Origin of the sequence: Dyadobacter beijingensis DSM 21582, assembly GCF_000382205.1 — a bacterium.
GTDB lineage: Bacteria > Bacteroidota > Bacteroidia > Cytophagales > Spirosomataceae > Dyadobacter > Dyadobacter beijingensis.
Map to the genome: position 1 here is coordinate 119268 of NZ_KB907787.1, position 19045 is coordinate 138312.

The 19045-nt window shown below is 51.9% G+C and carries 14 protein-coding genes; 3 read left to right on the plus strand and 11 right to left on the minus strand.

Features of this window, described 5'->3' with window-relative positions; genetic code table 11:
• Nucleotides 1-16 precede the first annotated feature (16 nt).
• The 11 genes from nuoF to H144_RS0107770 form a co-directional block, all read right to left on the minus strand.
• Complete coding sequence (gene nuoF, locus H144_RS0107720; protein ID WP_019941478.1) at nt 17-1357, minus strand: NADH-quinone oxidoreductase subunit NuoF; 1341 nt, start codon at nt 1355-1357, stop codon at nt 17-19.
• Between the two features lie 30 nt (nt 1358-1387).
• Nucleotides 1388-1885 (minus strand): NADH-quinone oxidoreductase subunit NuoE, encoded by a 498-nt coding sequence (gene nuoE, locus H144_RS0107725; RefSeq protein ID WP_026350494.1) that lies wholly within the window; start codon nt 1883-1885, stop codon nt 1388-1390.
• Between the two features lie 24 nt (nt 1886-1909).
• The gene (gene nuoD, locus H144_RS0107730; protein WP_019941480.1) at nt 1910-3136 is read right to left on the minus strand and encodes an NADH dehydrogenase (quinone) subunit D; all 1227 of its coding nucleotides are present in this window, start codon (nt 3134-3136) and stop codon (nt 1910-1912) included.
• Between the two features lie 17 nt (nt 3137-3153).
• A complete protein-coding gene (locus H144_RS0107735) occupies nt 3154-3654 on the minus strand; it encodes an NADH-quinone oxidoreductase subunit C (RefSeq protein ID WP_019941481.1) in 501 nt (166 codons plus the stop codon).
• A gap of 6 nt (nt 3655-3660) precedes the next feature.
• On the minus strand, nt 3661-4203 hold the full coding sequence (locus tag H144_RS0107740) for an NADH-quinone oxidoreductase subunit B (RefSeq protein WP_019941482.1): 543 nt from the start codon (nt 4201-4203) through the stop codon (nt 3661-3663).
• 28 nt (nt 4204-4231) lie between these two features.
• On the minus strand, nt 4232-4606 hold the full coding sequence (locus H144_RS0107745) for an NADH-quinone oxidoreductase subunit A (protein ID WP_019941483.1): 375 nt from the start codon (nt 4604-4606) through the stop codon (nt 4232-4234).
• Nucleotides 4607-4792: 186 nt separating this feature from the next.
• Nucleotides 4793-6949 carry a T9SS type A sorting domain-containing protein gene (locus H144_RS0107750; protein ID WP_033402480.1) on the minus strand — a complete coding sequence of 719 codons (2157 nt, stop codon included), beginning with the start codon at nt 6947-6949 and terminating at the stop codon, nt 4793-4795.
• Nucleotides 6950-7107: 158 nt separating this feature from the next.
• The gene (locus H144_RS0107755) at nt 7108-10338 is read right to left on the minus strand and encodes a T9SS type A sorting domain-containing protein (RefSeq protein ID WP_033402481.1); all 3231 of its coding nucleotides are present in this window, start codon (nt 10336-10338) and stop codon (nt 7108-7110) included.
• Nucleotides 10339-10413: 75 nt separating this feature from the next.
• Nucleotides 10414-11421 (minus strand): GTPase ObgE, encoded by a 1008-nt coding sequence (gene obgE, locus H144_RS0107760; RefSeq protein WP_019941486.1) that lies wholly within the window; start codon nt 11419-11421, stop codon nt 10414-10416.
• Nucleotides 11422-11448: 27 nt separating this feature from the next.
• Complete coding sequence (locus H144_RS0107765) at nt 11449-12021, minus strand: adenylate kinase (RefSeq protein ID WP_019941487.1); 573 nt, start codon at nt 12019-12021, stop codon at nt 11449-11451.
• A 157-nt stretch (nt 12022-12178) separates the two neighbouring features.
• Nucleotides 12179-13018 carry a T9SS type A sorting domain-containing protein gene (locus tag H144_RS0107770; RefSeq protein WP_229207861.1) on the minus strand — a complete coding sequence of 280 codons (840 nt, stop codon included), beginning with the start codon at nt 13016-13018 and terminating at the stop codon, nt 12179-12181.
• A gap of 170 nt (nt 13019-13188) precedes the next feature.
• Between H144_RS0107770 and H144_RS0107775 the strand changes: the two genes are divergently transcribed.
• The 3 genes from H144_RS0107775 (at nt 13189) to fbp (ending at nt 19012) form a co-directional block, all read left to right on the plus strand.
• Entirely contained in the window at nt 13189-15021 is a 1833-nt protein-coding gene (locus H144_RS0107775) for a sensor histidine kinase (RefSeq protein WP_019941489.1), read from the plus strand.
• An 86-nt stretch (nt 15022-15107) separates the two neighbouring features.
• The gene (locus H144_RS0107780; RefSeq protein WP_019941490.1) at nt 15108-17750 is read left to right on the plus strand and encodes a valine--tRNA ligase; all 2643 of its coding nucleotides are present in this window, start codon (nt 15108-15110) and stop codon (nt 17748-17750) included.
• A 266-nt stretch (nt 17751-18016) separates the two neighbouring features.
• Nucleotides 18017-19012, plus strand: a complete 996-nt coding sequence (fbp, locus tag H144_RS0107785; protein ID WP_019941491.1) for a class 1 fructose-bisphosphatase — start codon at nt 18017-18019, stop codon at nt 19010-19012.
• Nucleotides 19013-19045 lie beyond the last annotated feature (33 nt).

A 19045-nucleotide genomic window follows, 5' to 3' on the forward strand; every position in this document is an offset into this window, starting at 1 on the left:
AATGTTCTAAGATCTGTTACACCAGGGCCATTTCACCCATATACACCGCGCCCGGAGCCGTAGCTTCCTGCGGGTGGGTGATGTGCCACACAAATTCGTCTCGGAAATGGCGGATCGCGCTGGCTACGGGCCAGGCAGCGGCATCGCCGAGCGGACAAATGGTGTTACCTTCTATTTTCTTTGAAATATCTACGAGCAGGTCGATGTCGTGCATGCTGCCGTGACCGTGCTCGATGCGGTGGAGGACTTTCTCCATCCAGCCCGTTCCTTCGCGGCACGGGCTGCATTGGCCGCATGATTCATGGTGATAAAAGCGGGAGAAATTCCAGGTGTTGCGAACGATACAGGCCGTTTCGTCAAAAACGATAAACCCGCCCGAACCCAGCATGGTACCTGTTGCGAAACCGCCATCGGAAAGCGATTCGTATGTCATCAGACGATCCTCGCCGGCCGCGGTTTTGGTTATCAAATTGGCAGGCAAAATAGGTACGGACGATCCGCCGGCTACCAATGCTTTCAAATGGTGGCCCTTGCGGATACCGCCACAATATTCGTCGGAGTTCAAAAATTCATCCACACTCACGCCCAGCTCGATTTCGTAAACGCCCGGCTTTTGAATGTGGCCCGAAGCCGAAATTAATTTGGTACCGGTACTTCTGCCAATTCCAATTTGTGCATAAGCATCGCCGCCATTGTTGATAATCCAAGGCATATTGGAGATAGACTCGACGTTGTTCACCACGGTAGGGCTTTGGTAAAGACCTTTCACCGCGGGGAATGGCGGCTTATTACGCGGGTTACCTCTTTTTCCTTCAAGCGATTCGAGCAATGCGGTTTCTTCGCCGCAGATATAAGCGCCGCCTCCGGGCTGTACCACCAGTTCGAGGTCATAGCCCGAGCCGAGGATATTTTTACCTAAAAACCCTTGTGCTTTCGCTTCTGCAATGGCTTTTTCGAGAATGCGGATGACGTACATGAGCTCGCCGCGCACGTAGATGAACGACTTGTTGGCACCCAATGCGAAGCTGGAAATGATCATCCCCTCGATCAGCAGGTGAGGGATGGATTTCATTAAATGGTGGTCCTTGAACGTACCCGGCTCCGATTCATCGGCGTTACACACCAGGTAACGGGGAACACCCTCGGGCTTGGCCAGGAAGCCCCATTTCATACCCATCGGGAAACCCGCACCACCTCTGCCGCGTACGCCGGATTTCTTCGCTTCTTCCACCACCTCTTCCGGGGTCATGGTTTTGATAGCCTTTTCAACGGCAGTATAGCCTCCCTGTTTGCGATAAACATCGAAGGTTTCGATACCGGGGACATTAATATGCTCCGTTAAAATTTTTCTAGCCATTTGAGGATAATATTTTCAGCTGCTAAAAGCTTATTTACTTAAATCTTCGATGATTTGGTCGACCTTCTCGTTGGTCAGGTTCATGTAGAACTGCTCGCGGATCTGGAAAACCGGCCCCCAGCCGCAGGCTGCAAGGCATTCTACTTCTTTCAATGTAAACAGGCCGTCGGCGGTCGTTTCACCCGCTTCGATACCCAGTTTTTTCTTAAGATGACCGTACACATCTTCTCCGCCCATGAGGCAGCAAGGTCCTGTACGGCAGTATTCGATCACGTGCTTGCCCACCGGGTCGAGGTGGTACATCGTGTAAAATGTAGCCACTTCATACACTTCGACAGGCTGTATATTCAGAAGACCAGCCACGTAATCCATCACCTCGCTGCTTACCCAGCCCCATTGTTCCTGGGCCACGTGCAAAACGGGCAAAAGAGCCGACTTTTGGCGGCCCTCCGGATATCGTGCGATAATCTCTTTTACTTGTTCAAGTCGTTCGGGTGTGAACGCAACCAGATTAGGTGATTCGGTCATTTCTAATAGGGTCTTTTCAAAACTTTAAGCATCCAATTCACCTGCGATGACATTCAGGCTACTCATTGTCAGGATCGCGTCCGACAGGGACGAGCCCTTGCACATTTCAGGATATGCCTGATAATAAATAAAGCTCGGCCTGCGGAAATGCAGTCGGTAAGGAGCCCTGCCGCCATCGCTGATGAGGTAGAAGCCCAGCTCGCCGTTCCCGCCTTCCACAGCGTGGTATACTTCACCGGCCGGCGCGTCGATTTCACCCATTACGATCTTGAAATGGTAAATCAGCGCTTCCATGTTTTTATATACTTCCTGTTTCGGAGGCAAATAGAATTCGGGCGCATCCGCATAATATGGGCCTTCCGGCAGGTTGTTAATGGCCTGCTCGACGATTTTAAGGCTTTGCCACATTTCTTCGTTACGGACCATATAACGGTCGAAAGTATCGCCGCTCTGGCCGATAGGCACTTCGAAATCGAAGTCCTGGTAAGAAGAATAGGGGTTCATCACCCGCACGTCGTAGTCCACACCCGCTGCGCGCAGGTTAGGGCCGGTAAAGCCGTATGACAATGCTCTTTCCGCGGAAATAGGACCTACGTTTATGGTCCGGTCCATGAAAATCCGGTTGCGGTTGAGGAGCTTTTCCAACTCGCGCAACACCGGCGGGAATGATTTGATGAACTCGTTGATCTTGCGGATGGCCGTGCTGGAAAGGTCTCTCTCCATACCGCCTACGCGGCCCATATTGGTGGTAAGGCGCGCGCCGCAGACTTCCTCGTAAATCTCGTAAACCTCCTCACGCTTCTGCATTACATACAAGAAGCCGGTGAATGCACCGGTATCCACACCGAGGATACTGTTACAAATGATGTGGTCGGTAATGCGGGCGAGCTCCATCATGATCACGCGGATGTATTGCGCTCTCTTCGGAACTTCAATGCCGAGCAGCTTCTCGACCGTCATGTGCCATCCCATATTGTTGATCGGGGACGAACAGTAGTTCATACGGTCGGTGAGGGTGGTGATTTGATAAAAAGGCCTTCTTTCGGCGATTTTCTCAAATGCACGGTGGATATAACCGATGGTCTGCTCCCCGGAAACGATCTTTTCGCCATCCATTTTGAGGATGTTCTGGAAAATACCGTGGGTAGCGGGGTGGGTAGGACCGAGGTTAAGGGTTGTCAGTTCTTCAACCAGCTCGGGGAGCTCGCTTTGAGAAGGGACGTTATGCGGTAATAATTCAATATCTGCCATGTCTTGCTCAAAAAAGGTCAGCGACCGAATAGGGCATCAATTTTGTCTTCGCGGGTAGCGTCTTCGAGCGGGTACTCCTTGCGCATGGGATGGTAGTCCATTTCCTCGATGTTGAGAATGCGGCGAAGGTTAGGGTGCCCGTCAAACAATATACCAAAAAAATCGAACGTTTCCCGCTCCATCCAGTTGGCCGATGCGAATAGGCCGGTGGCGGTCGGGATATGAATGTCAGCCTCCGAAAGGGCTACTTTAATGCGAATGCGGAAGTTATGGACGAAGCTGTGCAGGTGATAGACCACCACGAACTCCTGTCCTTTGTTGTCAGGATATTGCACACCGGTAATGTCGGTGAGAAAGATAACCTGCCAGGTTTTGTGATCTCTCAGGTATTCCAGCAGCGGAAGGATTTCTTCGCGCGTCGATGAAAGAGTGAGGAGCCCGTAAGGTTCTTCGAAATCGAAAACCTGATCACCGAATTTTTCCAAAAGCCCTTCGGCTACCTCCTGGTTAGTCAGCATAGGGGTTTATTGAATTTGATAAGATGCCAAAAGTTCCTGGTATTCGTCGGTATTCCGGCGGCGAAGGCTTTCATTTTGAGCCAGATACTGGATCTGCATGAGGCCGTCGATGATCTGCTCAGGGCGCGGCGGGCATCCGGGGACGTAAACATCCACTGGGATAATGCGGTCGATACCCTGCAAAACGCTGTACGTATCGAAAATACCGCCGCTGGAAGCGCAGGCGCCTACGGCCATTACCCAGCGTGGTTCGGCCATTTGGAGATATACCTGCTTCACTACCGGCGCCATTTTCTTGGCAATGGTGCCCATCACCATCAGCAAATCGGCCTGGCGCGGCGAGAAGCTCGGGCGCTCGGAACCGAAACGTGAAATGTCGTAATGCGCGCCCATGGTAGCCATGAACTCGATACCGCAGCAAGAGGTCGCAAAAGGGAGCGGCCAGAGGGAGTAGCTCCGTGCCAAACCGATGGCCTGATCGAGCGAAGTCGCGAAAAAACCCGCTCCGCTGTGCCCGTCAGGAGCTTCAACTATCTTTACTTCTTTCATAATTGACAAAAATTTTGAGCGTTCCGGCCTATTCTTCCCAGTTCAACACACCTTTCCGGATCACGTAATAGAAACCGGCAAGCAGCAGGGCCATGAACAACAGCATTTCTACAAAACCGAACAATCCCAGACCTTTGAAATTCACGGCCCAGGGGTACATGAAAATCACCTCTACATCAAACAACACAAACAGGATCGCTACCAGAAAGTACTTCACGGAAATAGGCGTTCTGGCGTCACCAACCGACTCGATACCGCATTCAAACGGGTCATCTTTCAATTTGCTTCTGCGGCTTGGGCCGATGAGGTGTGTGACAATCATCGTGCCACCGATAAAACCGGCAGCGAGCAAAAATTGCACAATGATGGGCAAATAGTCGGAAGGGAGATATTCGTTTTTCATCTCAATGGGTCGGTTTAAAACCGGTCAGGAATGCCGCAAAACGGTTGTTGGCGGGTTACATTCTTTCCCGTTTCTCAAAATTAGGCTTTGCAAATTTATCAATCAAATTCTTTCGTCTAATTAGTATCATACTAAATAAGCCCCGTGATTGCGGGGCTTATTTAGTACTAAACAAAGAAAGAATGTTTACCTGATCACAATTTGCTTCGTAAGGCTCTGTCCCTGACCGGTAACCCGTAGAATGTATTTCCCGGTCGGCAGAACGCCCACGTCGATCTGTGCGCGGCCGTCGAGAAGCTTCGGAGCGGTGGTTTTGATGATGCGTCCGTAGATATCGTACAGCGTAAATGTCGCATCCTTGATATTATCGCGCGATTCGATGTAAATGTAGGTGCCCTGGCTGGGGTTCGGATAGATTACCACCTCGTTTTGCTCATTGGTTTTGAACTCACGGGAAGCGGTGTCGGAATAGCAAACAAGATTGTTGCTACCGATCGAGTAAGTAACTTTCGCGCGGGTAGAGTACACGCCCGATTTCAGGATCTTGATGAGTGTTGCCGTCGTGTCGCTTTCCGATCCCGGGCGTCTCCATAGGAAACTCTCATTCACTTCGCCGCCTTCGGGAATGCTCGCCGAAATACTGAACGGCCCCGATGGCGCGATGACCGGCTTGCTGATTTTGGCGCGGATCGTGAGCTTCGAAGCGCTGGAATTATCCGAAACGCAGCCGAAAATGTTCTGGGCCTTCACATAGTAGTTACCGCTCTCGCCGATTTTGGCAATCGAACCCGCAGCAATGGCCGTGGTGGTGTTTTCTTTGAACCAGTTATAAATATACCCTTCATCATTCACCGAGAATTGGAACGACGAATCCGCACATGCCTGCTGCTCGCCGGTTTGCAGAATGCTCGGCTGCGCCGGTCTGGCATCGTGGTCGAGCACTACCACCGGGGTCAGAATGGAGTTACCAGCCGCGTCGCGAACGGTAGCGCGGTAAGTTCCCGCTTTGTTCACCGTCACCGAGCTGCCGATACCGATCGGGTTCTGCTCGTTGGAGCTCTTCCATTCGTATGAAGAATATCCCGCCGGCAGCGAGAGCGTCACCGCATTGTTTGCGGAAGTACAGGCGGTGGTGATCACCGGCAATGCTACTGGTGCAGCAGGGGTGACGGTACCGAAGAAATTAATATCCAGGCTTTCGTTCCATGCATTCGCCAGGATCCGAAGCTCGGCTTCCCCTTCGAAGTGAAGGCCGTCCTTGCGGTCCGGTACGAGCACGTCGGTTTGTGGTCCCGGGTAAGTCGGGTTGAATGGTGTATTGATGACCGCGTTTTGTGCGGCGATGATGCCTGGGTAGGGTTTCGGGTCCACTTTATCGTCGCCCGATGACAAGCTCGTGCGAGCAATCACCCACGTGATCCGCTTTTGCGTGTCGGCTTGTAGTTTGTCGATCACCGTTTGCAGGCTCGAACGGTATACCGCTTGTGTGGTACCGAAGAAACCGTCGGTCTCGCCCTGCATCCACAGAACCGCACGGAGACCGTACTGGTTGCCGTAGTTCCGCGCTGAAATGCGCAGGTTGGCATAAGGCATTCCGGGGTTATAGTTGTATCCGTAAAAACTCACCGTTTTTTGACCTGAGGCACTTTCCGACCAGTTGGTAACGGACGTCCCTTCCCAGGCCACATTAATAAAAAGAATGGGTACATTCAGTTTCTCAACGAGCAAATCACCCAGCGCACCCCAGCACCAGGCCGTCTGGCCGCGTGGCGACATCGTTTTAATGCTGCTTGTAATTTTGGAGAATGTAGGAGGCACCGGATCTGTGAGCACGTCCTTGTAAGTTCCCAACGGATCGTTCTCGTAGTTGTCGATGTAAAGCACCCGGTCGTCGACAGCCCCAGGAGGGGTAGGCTTTCCTTTAAGGCCCTGCGCATTGGACTGTCCTGCGATAATGAATACCTCTCCGATCCCCACGCGGGATAAGACGTCGCGACCTACTACCTTACCGTTTGCGATGCCTCGCACTTCCAGCGTGTACCAGCCACCGTAAAGTGTGATCTTACCCATGAAGACACCTCCCTTAGGGGCTACCTGCAAATCTTTCCATGGCGTTTCAATGCCTTGTCCCTGTACAACAGGTACGGCCCTGGCCTCGATCTTATCCATCAGCGCGGTGAACGTTCCCGACACCGTCAGCTCCCGTTGGCCAGAAATATCCCGTTGATAGACGGCCTGAAATGTAGGAGATGTGATTTTAATTTGGGAGAAAACCGTGGATGATACGAGACAAACCAACAGCAATGCCTTTGCCACTACCGGAAGAATAATTCTATAACGCATTGGTAATTCTGATACAGGTAAAGTTCTAGAGGCTATAAAGATTGAGTTTTTGATTTTGCTAATCTATTCAAAGACAAAACAGTCACAAATGTAAGGGATTATTTTGGCTAAAATATCACTATTCCGTTTTTTTGAAGCGGGGGCACTTGAATGCCCCCTTATCTTACAATCACCAGCTTTTGCGTCGCATTGAACGATGCAGAGGTGATGCGGATGACGTAAAGTCCGCTGGAAAGCCCGTTGAGGTTGAAGTATTGCCTGCTGTCGAACTTGGCAACTTTATAAGTACGATGGATAATGCCACGGCTGTCGATGATCTGAACGTCGGCATTGACCAGGTTGGTCAATGTTTCGATCGTCACGCGCTCGGTCGCATTCGGGTTCGGGTAGGCTACGAAACCTGGGTTTGCCGTGTCCAGATAGAACAGGAACGGTGCCGAAAACTCAGACGCGCACGTGAGCGTAGGACTGTAAACGATGGTATTGTTCACCACATAATTGCCCGCACGGACTGCTTTCAACGTCGCGGTGTTTTCGGTCAGTTCCACGTCGTTATATTTCCAGACGTGATCGCCGGTGCTCAGGTTATTTTCTGCGAAAAGCGTAAATACACCGACTTGTTTGATCGTCGGGGGCGTGGGTGAAGGCTTCACATCCACGGGCACAGCAGAAGAATAAGGCGAATAACAACCCTTGTCGTCCATAATCCGCGCCGCGTAATCGCCGGTTTTGAAAACTTCGATACTGTCGCCGGCCAGGCCGTTGTTCCAGAAGAATTCATTGCCGTTGACTGCTTTCAGGAAGATCGTATCGCCGTCGCAGAAAGTCGTAGCCTGGCGTGCGGTAACGGTCGGTGAAGGCGGCAATGCGAGTGTTTGCGTGCTGATCTGGTTACTCGGATCGGAGTAGCATTGAAACTCGTTGATCGTCTGTACCGAATAGGTGCCGGCCAATGTCACTTTTAAGGTCTGGGTAGCAGCGCCATTGCTCCACAGGAAGCCCGCGGCGTTGGTCGATGTAAGGTTTACGCTCAGGTCGGCGCAGAAAGTGGTCGGGCCGTCGGCGGTGATTGTCGGGGTGGGCGGTAGCGGGTTTGCTACGACTTGCACCACGGGCGATACCGGCGACACGCAGCCATTTGCATCTTTGGCCGAAATAGTAAAATTGCCGGAAGTCCGTATCTCGATTTCACGCTCCGTCGAGCCATTGCTCCATTGATAAGAATATGCCTCACTGCTGCGCAAGCGAGTGTAATCGCGGTCGCAGAAGGTGGTCGGGCGCAATGAGGTGACGGTCGGTGTGGCCGGCAGCGGATTCACTTTCACGGCTACTTCGTCGGATTTGGCTTCGCAGCCGTTGCCGTCGCGCTGGGTGAGTGAGAATGTACCAGTAGTGGTTACTGAAATGGTTTTGGTAGTAGCGGTCGTGCTCCAGATGTTGCCTGAATCGTAATTCGAAGTCATAGTTACATTACCGCCGTCGCAGAAGGTCGTTTCGCCGCTCAGCGAGATCTGCGGTTTGGCAGGCAATGGATTAACCTTCACCGCCACAGCCTGGGATTCGGGCGAGTAGCAGCCCTCGTCGTTCAGTGCACGTACGCGGAAATCGCCTGACGTCACCGCGGTAATCGTAGCATTGGTTACGCCGTTCGACCACACACTTTTAACTTTCGAATCGGAAGTAAGCGTCACCTCGCCGCCCTGGCAGAAAGTGGTTACGCCCGAGGCGGTAATTTTCGGTGTATCAGGCAATGGCGATGTTACTACGCGCATAGTCACCTTTTCCGACGTCGATTCGCAGCCGTAAATGTTTTTAACCTTTACAAAATATTCCCCTCCCGCGGTCACAGGCAGGCGTGCGCCTGTGGCACCAGTATTCCAGGTGGCATTGTCCTCGATACTCGACACCAACGTAGCCGTATTCCCTACGCAAACCGGGTTGCTTCCGTCGATGGTAATAGTCGGTTGGTTCGGCTGAATCTGTTCATTTACCCGGATTTCCGGCGACCAGATCAGGTTGTTGCGGTCGTCGCGGGCGGTAACGCGGTAGGTACCGTTGCCAACCTGCACGCTGCTGGAATTTCCTCCATTCGACCAGCTGAAATCGCGCAATCCGCCATTTTGCACGCTCAGGGTCACATTGCCATTACCCGCACAGGAAGCGACAACATTCAGCGGTGTCATTCCCTGGTAAGGTTCCGAGCGGTTGAAAAAATCGTCGTTAAGGCGATCGTACCAGGCGTCTGCAAGCTGGGTGAGGCCATCCTTCATAAAGTGTACGCCTTCCAGCATGTTGTTGGGAGAATCGGTGCGCGGGATCTGTATCAGGTCCGTAAGCGGGCCCTGGAATACATTGGGGACATTGTTGATAACCCGTGCCTGACCTTCGATCACCTCGTTATCAGTCTGATTTCTGTTATTGTAGGAGGTCTGGGACACCATCCATGAAATGTTTTTACCCGATTCATTTCTGGAAGCCTCGATGACCGCTTTCAGGTCGTTGAAATATTCATCCCTGCCTGTGTTTCTGTCATTATCCGCTTCGCCCTGAATCCATAGTATTCCTCTCAATCCAGTAAGTGAAGTGTAGCGGCGAATTACCTCGCGCATGTTGCTGAACGGCATCCCGGCGGGCTCGAAATATTTGTCGGCGTAATAAGACTTGGCCAGATTGCCCGAAATGCTTTCGCGCCATGCGCCGATGTGCGTTCCGTACCAGGCTACATTGTAGAAAAGTACGGGTACGCCAAGTTTTGTGCTCAGTTTGTCGCCCACTCGTCCCCAGTTCCAGGCTGATCGCCCGCGTGGGGAGATGTTGGTCTGTGAATCCACGTGCCGGAAAGACGGATACGGGTAGTCCGACCCGATGGCTGGCAGGCCTTCTATCGGCTGCGCATTCATATGGTCTACTGCGCTGACCTGGTCTTCCCCGGCCCCTTGCACTCCCCAATCGAAGTAGGGTTTGCCCGGCTCGTCATTGAAGTATCCTTCGCCGTTGGACTGCCCGGCGACCATGAACACTTCGCCTACCCCCACGTGCTCTACCGAACTGGTGCCTACCACCTGGCCGCCTTTTATCAGTCTGATTTCGAGCTTATACCAGCCGCCCTGCACGTCGTTGAGCGTGCCGGAAAAGAAACCGCCGGCCAAATTTTCTTTGACGGGGGTCCAATCCTTGTTGGAGCCAGTCCCATTGCGGCTGGTAAGCTTGGCTTCGACTTTGTCGGCGACCTTGGTATAGGTCCCTGAAATGAAAATGCTGGCTCTATTGCTTTTGTCCCGCTGGAAAACGGCGCGGTCTGAAGGGAAATCGAGGGTGATTTGTCCGTGTGCAGTGAAAGAAATAATGCTAAATACTACCCAATACAAATACGGTAGATAGTGTCTCATGGTGACTGAAAAATCTTTGAAATAACATCTCGGACACACAATTTGCATCGAATGGTTGCCTTGTTCAAGAAAATATTATTGTACGGGAAACGGTGAATTGATCAGTTCCCATATTTTGTCTTTTAATTGTTCAATTCCTTCTTGGGTAATTGCAGAAATTAGAAGAGTTGGGATACCGTTCGGTAGATTTTTCAGTAATGCAACCCGCTCTTCGTCAGCGATTACATCCATTTTGGAAATGGCCAGAATACGGCTCTTGTCAAGGAGTGATGGGTTGTACAGTCGCAGCTCCTGTACGAGGGTCTGGTATTCCGCTTCGATGTCTTCGCTATCGGCTGGTACGAGGAAAAGCAGGATAGCGTTGCGTTCGATGTGGCGGAGGAAGCGGAGACCGAGCCCGCGGCCCTGTGAAGCCCCCTCGATAATGCCCGGAATGTCGGCCATTACGAATGATTTGTAATCGCGGTAAGCGACCACGCCGAGGTTGGGAACCAGGGTTGTGAATGGATAATCGGCAATTTCAGGCTTGGCAGCCGATACCACCGAGAGTAATGTAGATTTGCCCGCATTCGGGAAACCTACCAGGCCGACGTCGGCCAATACTTTCAGTTCGAGAATGAACCATTCCTCGCTGCCGGGCTCGCCGGGCTGGGCGTACTGGGGCGTCTGGTTGGTAGCTGATTTGAAATGGTCGTTACCCATGCCGCCCCGACCGCCGCGCAACAGGATTTTTTCCTGTCCGTCCTCGGTAATTTCGAAGAGTTCTTCCCCGGTTTCGGCGTTTTTGGCGATGGTGCCCAGCGGCACTTCCAGGATAATGTCCTTTCCGATCGCCCCGGTGCGCCGGCCGCCTTCGCCGCCTTTGCCGTCGAATGCTTTGACGTGCTTGGTGTATTTCAAGTGCAGCAATGTCCAGAGCTGGGCATTGCCTTTCAATATCACGTGGCCTCCGCGCCCGCCGTCGCCGCCGTCCGGCCCGCCTTTCTCGACGTGTTTTTCCCGTCTGAAGTGCATGGAGCCGGCACCGCCGTTACCGGAGCGCGCATTGATTTTAACGTAGTCGATGAAGTTGGAGGAGGCCATGTGAGTATAGTGAAAATAATGGGGAAATCAGGCTGCTTCGATAGCACCCGAAATTTCTCCGAAAATGAAATCGATTTCGCCAATTCCGTTGATAGCGACAAACTTACCTTGTTCCTGGTAGTAGTCGGCAACGGGTTTGGTTTTGCTGTTATATTCCTGAATGCGTTTCGCAATCAGCTCTTCGTTCTGGTCGTCGGGGCGGCCGGATGTTTTCCCGCGGTTGAGCAGGCGCGCCAGCAGCTCGTCGTCGTCCACGGACAATGCGACCATGACGGAAATGCCTTCATTATAGCTGGCAAGCAGGTTGTCCAATGCTTCTGCTTGTTTCACCGTTCTTGGAAAACCATCGAAAATGAAGCCTGCAGCGTCGCGGTGCTCTTTCAGCTTGTTGTCGATCATCCCGATCACCACCTCGTCGGGCACCAGGATTCCCTGGTCCATCAATGTTTTGGCTTTCAATCCCAGCTCGGTTCCGGCCTGGATTTCAGAGCGGAGGAGATCTCCTGTGGAAAGGTGGATCAAATTGTACTTGGCAATTATTTTTTCACTTTGGGTACCTTTACCGGCTCCCGGAGGGCCAAACAGTATAAGATTCAGCATAGTTGCTTCAAAAATTGATGTCGCGGTAGATTGGTGAATTTGCCGCAAATTTACAACTCTTACTATATGTCAGTGAAATTGTTGCATAATTTTTACAAGAAAAATCCCCTTTACCATTTCGGGCAAAGGGGATTCGCTATCGTAAAAGTGGCTCCAATTAAGGTATAACTACCCTTTTCACCGCTCCATCTTCATTCTGGACCACCGTTACGAACAGCGTACCTTTTGTATTTTTCTTAAGTTCGATCTGGCCCACGTACTCGCCTTCGAACTCGTGGATTTCCTTTTTACCAACTTCCTTGCCTTTCGTATCGGTTACCGTTACGGTCACATTCCCTTTTTCCGGCACACTGAAACGCAGGTTCAGCACATCGTCGGCCGGGTTGTTGGTATAGGCATTCAGCGACCGAATACTCGCCGCTTTTGCATTGTTGCTGTTATCCCAGGCATATTCGAAGTTCCGGCTCAGGTCCTTGCTGAAATCCTCCATATCGCGGAGCATCATCCTGGCTTTGGGTTGGAAATTCTGGTTGAAATTTTTCTGGATTTTCTTCATGTTCTCGGTCATTTTCTCCGAGTCCCAATCGAGGTCGTACTTGAAATCGCCGTCCCAGTGAAATGCCATCGGCTCGCGCGGGTCGCGATGGTCGATGACGATTTTCTTGCGCTTTTTAGCCGCAATTACGTCGTCGGCACCGTCATCCACTGTAATGGAAATGGTTTGTTTGCTTTTTTTATCCACATTCAATGAATCCAGCACCTTGTCGATGAATTTTTGTCTGTCGGAATCGGTCATGGCGCCTACCTGGTAGCTCTTCTCGATGTCGCGGACTTTGCCATTGTCGTCCTCCGACACCCTGATGCGGATGCTCGTCTTCTTGCCGTCGCCGTCTTTCTCAGGCTTTTTGTCGGACTGCGCCTGTGCAATGGATAGCATAGCCGGGGCAGCGATCAGCAGGATGGCCCAAGCGATTTTTGGAATAGAAACAGTTTTCATAATCGTTTGTTTGTTTTGAGTCTGAATGAATTGCAAAACCATGGCTATGTTGCTTTTGGCGTTGTTAAATAATGTTAAAAACACCTCTGGCCGGGGGCTAAACGTTAAATTTGTTTCTGGCAAAATGTCGGGCAAAGCACGGCCCGCGTTGCACACGGGAAGCGGAAATTATGACCAAACGGAAAATACAAATTATCGTGGGGCTGATGTGCCTGGCCCTGATCGGCCTGATCGGCTTTCAATGGTACTGGATCAGGGAAGCGATCGCGATCCGGAACGACCAGTTCAACCAGAAGGTATCCGAATCGGTACAGCAGGTAGTGCACCGGTTGGAAAAGCAGGAAATGATGTACTTGCTGCAACGCCGTATCGAGGTTGAACAACAAAAAAGCAAGCTCGATCGCATTGCGCAGCTGCGCGAGATGCCCGTGAAGCGCACGCCCTCCACGACGCCCAAAGTGCCTATGCAGGAGCAGCTCGCACGCGTTCAGCCGCGGATGGAAGTGGCCATCGGGCCCAATGGAGAGGAAATCCACTACCAGATCATCACCGAAGCCGTGCCCACCGATGTGCTGAGTCCCAATTTCAGGGTGATGGTGGACCATCAGCAGCGCATTATCGAGGAGTTTTTCCAGGCGCAGCAATACGGTATGGCCGGCATCGACGAATTTATGCGCCGCAGGCTCGACGACGAGCGCCGTTTGGGCAATGCCATGCGTAATATGGGCGACCCGGAAATCCGGCGAAAAGGCGACCATTGGACTAAAAAGGATTCCATTTCCAAAAGCATTGCTAACCGGAAAGTAGCTCTGCCCGACCACGCGAAAGGTGCTAAACAAAAATCACGCGCCATTATCGGCTCCGCGGAACCCGACCGGGCGGAGTTGCTGAAAGAGGTGATGAAGGATTTTATTTACACCAAAAGACCCATCGAGCAGCGCGTGAACCGTTTTTTGCTGGATACTTTGCTGAAAAAGCAGCTGGTGCAGAATGGCGTCACATTACCTTACGAATTCGCCGTTCGCGGGGCGGTGACCGGCCAGTCGGCGGATAGTCTCATTTTCTCGACCGTGAGCATGCGGCCGGGCGAGTGGGAGGAACGGTCTTACAAGGCATCGCTGTTCCCGAACGAGACATTGGGCGCGCAGAATGCATTATACGTGTTTTTCCCCGACCAGCAGCGGTACATTCTCAGCAATATGGGCGTGATGTTCGGCGGCTCGGGCATTCTCATCACGGTGATCATGGCCTGCTTCTACATGGCCGTAACGACGATTTTGCGGCAGAAAAAACTGTCGGACATTAAGAACGACTTCATTAATAACATGACCCACGAGTTCAAAACGCCCATCTCGACCATCGCATTGGCGGCGGAAATGGCGCATGAGAATTCGGCTTCGTTCATGGATAATCCGAAAGGCGCGCGGCTCGACCGTTACCTGGGCATTATCCGCGAGGAGAACAAGCGGCTTGGGACGCACGTGGAGAAGGTATTGCAAATGGCATTGCTCGATAAGGGGCATGTCAAACTGAAAATCACGGAAACCAACATCCATGACCTCATCGGAGCCGCATTAAATGGCCAGAGCGTGCAGATCGAGCAGAAGGAGGGCGAGGTAGACCTGAATTTCGATGCGGAAGAGGACGTGGTGGCCGCCGACGAGGTGCATATTTCCAATATTTTGAATAACCTCATCGACAATGCGATCAAATACTCGCCCGAGAAGCTGCATTTGAACATTGCCACTAAAAACGAGAACGACGGCATAGCCATTTCAGTCGCCGACAAGGGCATCGGGATGAGCCGCGAGCAGCAGCAGCGGGTGTTCGATACATTCTACCGCGTGCCTACCGGTAATGTGCATGACGTGAAAGGCTTCGGGCTTGGGTTGAGTTATGTTAAAAAGATGGTGGAAGCGCACGAAGGAACGGTGCGGCTGCACAGCAAACCGGGTGAGGGAAGCACATTTACGATCTGGCTGCCGGTCCGCAAAGAGGAGTAATAGTTTAGAAATATCGCCTGTAACCCCTAACTTGCCGTCTTTTTAAGACGACCAACCGACAGTTACGGTAAATTTCCGACTATACAATGATTTCCAAAACTTATGCCCCTCAGGAGATAGAGGACAAATGGTACTCCTACTGGATCGAGAACAAGTTCTTTCAGTCGAAACCCAATCCCGATAAAGAACCTTACACCATCGTGATCCCGCCGCCGAACGTCACCGGCGTGCTGCACATGGGGCATATGCTCAATAATACGATTCAGGACATTCTGATCCGGAAGGCGCGGATGGAAGGCAAAGAGGCCTGCTGGGTACCCGGTACCGACCACGCTTCCATTGCTACCGAGGCCAAAGTAGTAGCGATGCTCAAAGAGCGGGGCATCAGCAAGCGCGACCTTAGCCGCGACGAATTCCTCGAATACTGCTGGGAATGGACCCACAAATATGGCGGCATTATCCTGAAACAATTGCGCAAACTCGGCGCTTCCTGCGACTGGGACCGTACCCGCTTCACGATGGAGCCGGATTTGTACGATTCGGTGATCGACGTTTTCATCGACCTGTACAATAAAGGACAGATATACCGCGGCCACCGGATGGTGAACTGGGACCCGCAGGCGCGCACGACGGTGTCGGACGAGGAGGTGATCATGAAAGAGGTGAACCAGAAGTTGGTATATCTTCGGTATCCTCTTGTAGGGGAAGATGGAGAAGGGAGGATGGAGGAAGGGGTTACTATTGCGACTACCCGGCCGGAGACTATTATGGCGGATGTGGCGATTTGTGTGAACCCTGCGGATGAGCGCTACCAGCATTTGATTGGTAAAAAAGTGTTGATCCCTTTGATCGACCGTGCCATACCGATTATCGCGGACGACTACGTGGAGATGGAGTTCGGAACGGGCTGCCTGAAAGTGACGCCTGCGCACGACACCAATGATTACGAGCTTGGAAAACGCCATAACCTGCCTATCATCGACCTTTTGAACGAGGACGGTACATTGAACGACAAGGCGCAGATCCTTATCGGCGAAGAGCGGTTTGTGGCGCGGAAGAAGATCATTAAGATGCTCGAAGAGTCGGGCAACCTCGTGAAAGTCGAGGAATATAAATCCAACGTCGGGCATTCGGAGCGGACCAACTCGGTGATCGAGCCGCGGCTTTCGGAGCAGTGGTTTTTGAAAATGGGCGAGATCAGCAAGCCGGCGTTCGAGAACGTGATGAACGATACCGTGCAGCTGATCCCTGCCAAATTCAAGAATACCTACCGCCACTGGATGGAGAATGTGCGCGACTGGAACATCAGCCGGCAACTCTGGTGGGGCCACCGCATTCCAGCCTATTACCTCAACGACGGCACGATGATCGTGGCGAAGTCGAAGCGGGAGGCATTGCGGAAAGCGCAGCACGAATACCAGCTTTTTGCATTGACCGAAGAAGACATTACCCAGGACCCCGACGTGCTTGATACGTGGTTTTCGTCGTGGCTGTGGCCCATCTCGGTTTTCAACGGGATTAAAGAGCCTGATAATGAGGAAGTAAATTACTACTATCCTACCAATGATCTCGTGACCGCACCCGAGATCCTTTTCTTCTGGGTGGCGCGGATGATCATCGCGGGTTACGAATACCGCGGCCGGTATCCGTTCAAGAATGTGTACCTGACCGGGATCGTTCGCGACAAGCAAGGCCGCAAAATGTCGAAATCGCTCGGTAATTCGCCCGATCCGATCGATCTGATCGATCAATATGGGGCGGACAGCATTCGTACCGGGATGCTTTTCAGCTCGCAGGCGGGTAATGACTTGCCCTACGATGAAAAGCTGATCGAGCAGGGCCGGAATTTTGGTAATAAAATATGGAATGCATTCCGTCTCGTAAAAGGCTGGACCGTGGACAGCGAGCTGCCGGTTCCCGGAGGTTCGAAACTGGCGGTACAATGGTTTGAAAGCAAATTGAACCAGACCCTGGCCGAAGTACAGGACCACTTCTCCAAATTCCGGATTTCGGATGCGTTGAATTCGGTGTACAAGCTGATCTGGGACGATTTCTGTGCGCAATACCTGGAAATGATCAAGCCTGGCTTCGAGCAGCCGATCGATTTGTCGACGTACGATTCGACACTCGACTTCTTCGACCGTTTAATGCGTCTTCTGCATCCGTTCATGCCGTTTATTTCGGAAGAAATCTGGCAGAATATCATTGAAAGAGGTGAGAAGGAGTCCATTTGTGTGGCGCATTTCCCGCAAGCCGCTGAATTTGACCAGGCACTGCTGAACGACTTCGACGTCTTGTTCGAACTCGTTTCTTCCATCCGAAACCTGCGTAATTCGAAAGGTATCAGCCCCAAAACTGCATTACCACTGGCTATCCGCACGGACGCGAACGAGCGTTACACCACATTGACACCGCTGATCGAAAAGCTGGCGAATGTAGAGGGCATCAGCTTTGTGACGGGCGAAGCGGACGGTAATTCGTTCCGGGTGAAGTCGGACGAGTTTTTTGTAAACCTGGCCGACGAGCTGGATGTGGAAGCCGAGCGCGAAAACCTTTTGCGCGAATTGGATTACACCAAGGGCTTCCTCGAATCGGTAATGAAAAAGCTCTCGAACGAACGTTTCGTGGCGAATGCGAAAGGCGACATTGTGGAGAAGGAAAGGGCCAAGCAGGCCGATGCCGAAGCGAAAATAGCTACGCTGACCGAAGCATTGGCCAGGCTCGGATAAGCGTCATAAATACAACTCTTTTGTAAAGCACAGGGCGTTAGCGCCATGTGCTTTTTTGTTATGCAGGAATACGGTTTCATGTCGATAAGACATTTAAAAAGTGCAACGGGACGACCACCTAAATGGCTCACCCTTAGGATTAATCAATGAATTAATGGAGATAAAATTATATTAATTTTTAAAAAATTTTATTAGCTCGAACTGTTTGGAAATAGGAAAAAACCGGGCGTAAATTTCCCGCCAATCTCATTGTAATTCAATTGACTATGGCGACGAAAACAGTACAGGATCTGGTGGTGCCGGTGGGCGTCACGCTCGACCGGTTTATCATGCACAGCCAAAGTGCATTCCCGTACGCGACGGGCGAGCTGTCGCAGTTGCTTCGCGACATTGCATTGGCCGGGAAGATTATCAACCGTGAAATCAACCGCGCCGGGCTGATCGACATTGCGGGTGAGAACGGGACGGAGAATGTGCAGGGTGAAAATCAGCAGAAGCTGGATATCGTCGCCAATGTCCGCTTTATCCGTGCATTAAAAAATGGGGGAGAGGTTTGCGCGATTCTTTCAGAGGAAGAAGAAGACATTATACACACAGGCAACAACCACGGCAAATACGTGGTAGCGATGGACCCGCTCGACGGCTCTTCGAACATCGACGTGAATGTCTCGATCGGCTCGATTTTCTCCATTTACAGGAGGGTTACACCCATTAACGGCCCCGCTTCGATAGAAGATTTCCTGCAAGGCGGCCGCAAGCAGGTGGCTGCGGGGTACATTTTGTACGGTTCTTCGACCATGCTCGTGTACTCGACCGGGGATGGTGTGAATGGCTTTACATTCGATCAGTCGCTGGGAGAATTCATTTTGTCACACAAAAACATAGGTACACCGGCCGAGGGCAGGATTTACTCTGTGAACGAAGGGCATTACCACAGCTATCCGAAGTTTGTGCAGCAATATGTGGCGCAATGCAAGTCGCGGAATTTCAGTGCGCGGTACATTGGCTCACTCGTGGGAGATTTCCACCGGAATATGCTCAAAGGTGGCATTTACCTATATCCTTCGACTAAAAAGGACCCGAAAGGCAAGCTGCGGCTGCTGTACGAATGCTATCCGCTGGCCTTTATCGCCGAGAAATCGGGTGGGAAGGCCAGCGACGGGTTTGGAAGCATCCTGGACATTGTGCCGGAGTCGTTCCATCAGCGTTCGCCGCTTTACATCGGCTCTGCGGGGCTGGTCGACGATGTTATAAAGGGCTGATAACCGGCTACCGTTTTAGATTTCGTACCTTTG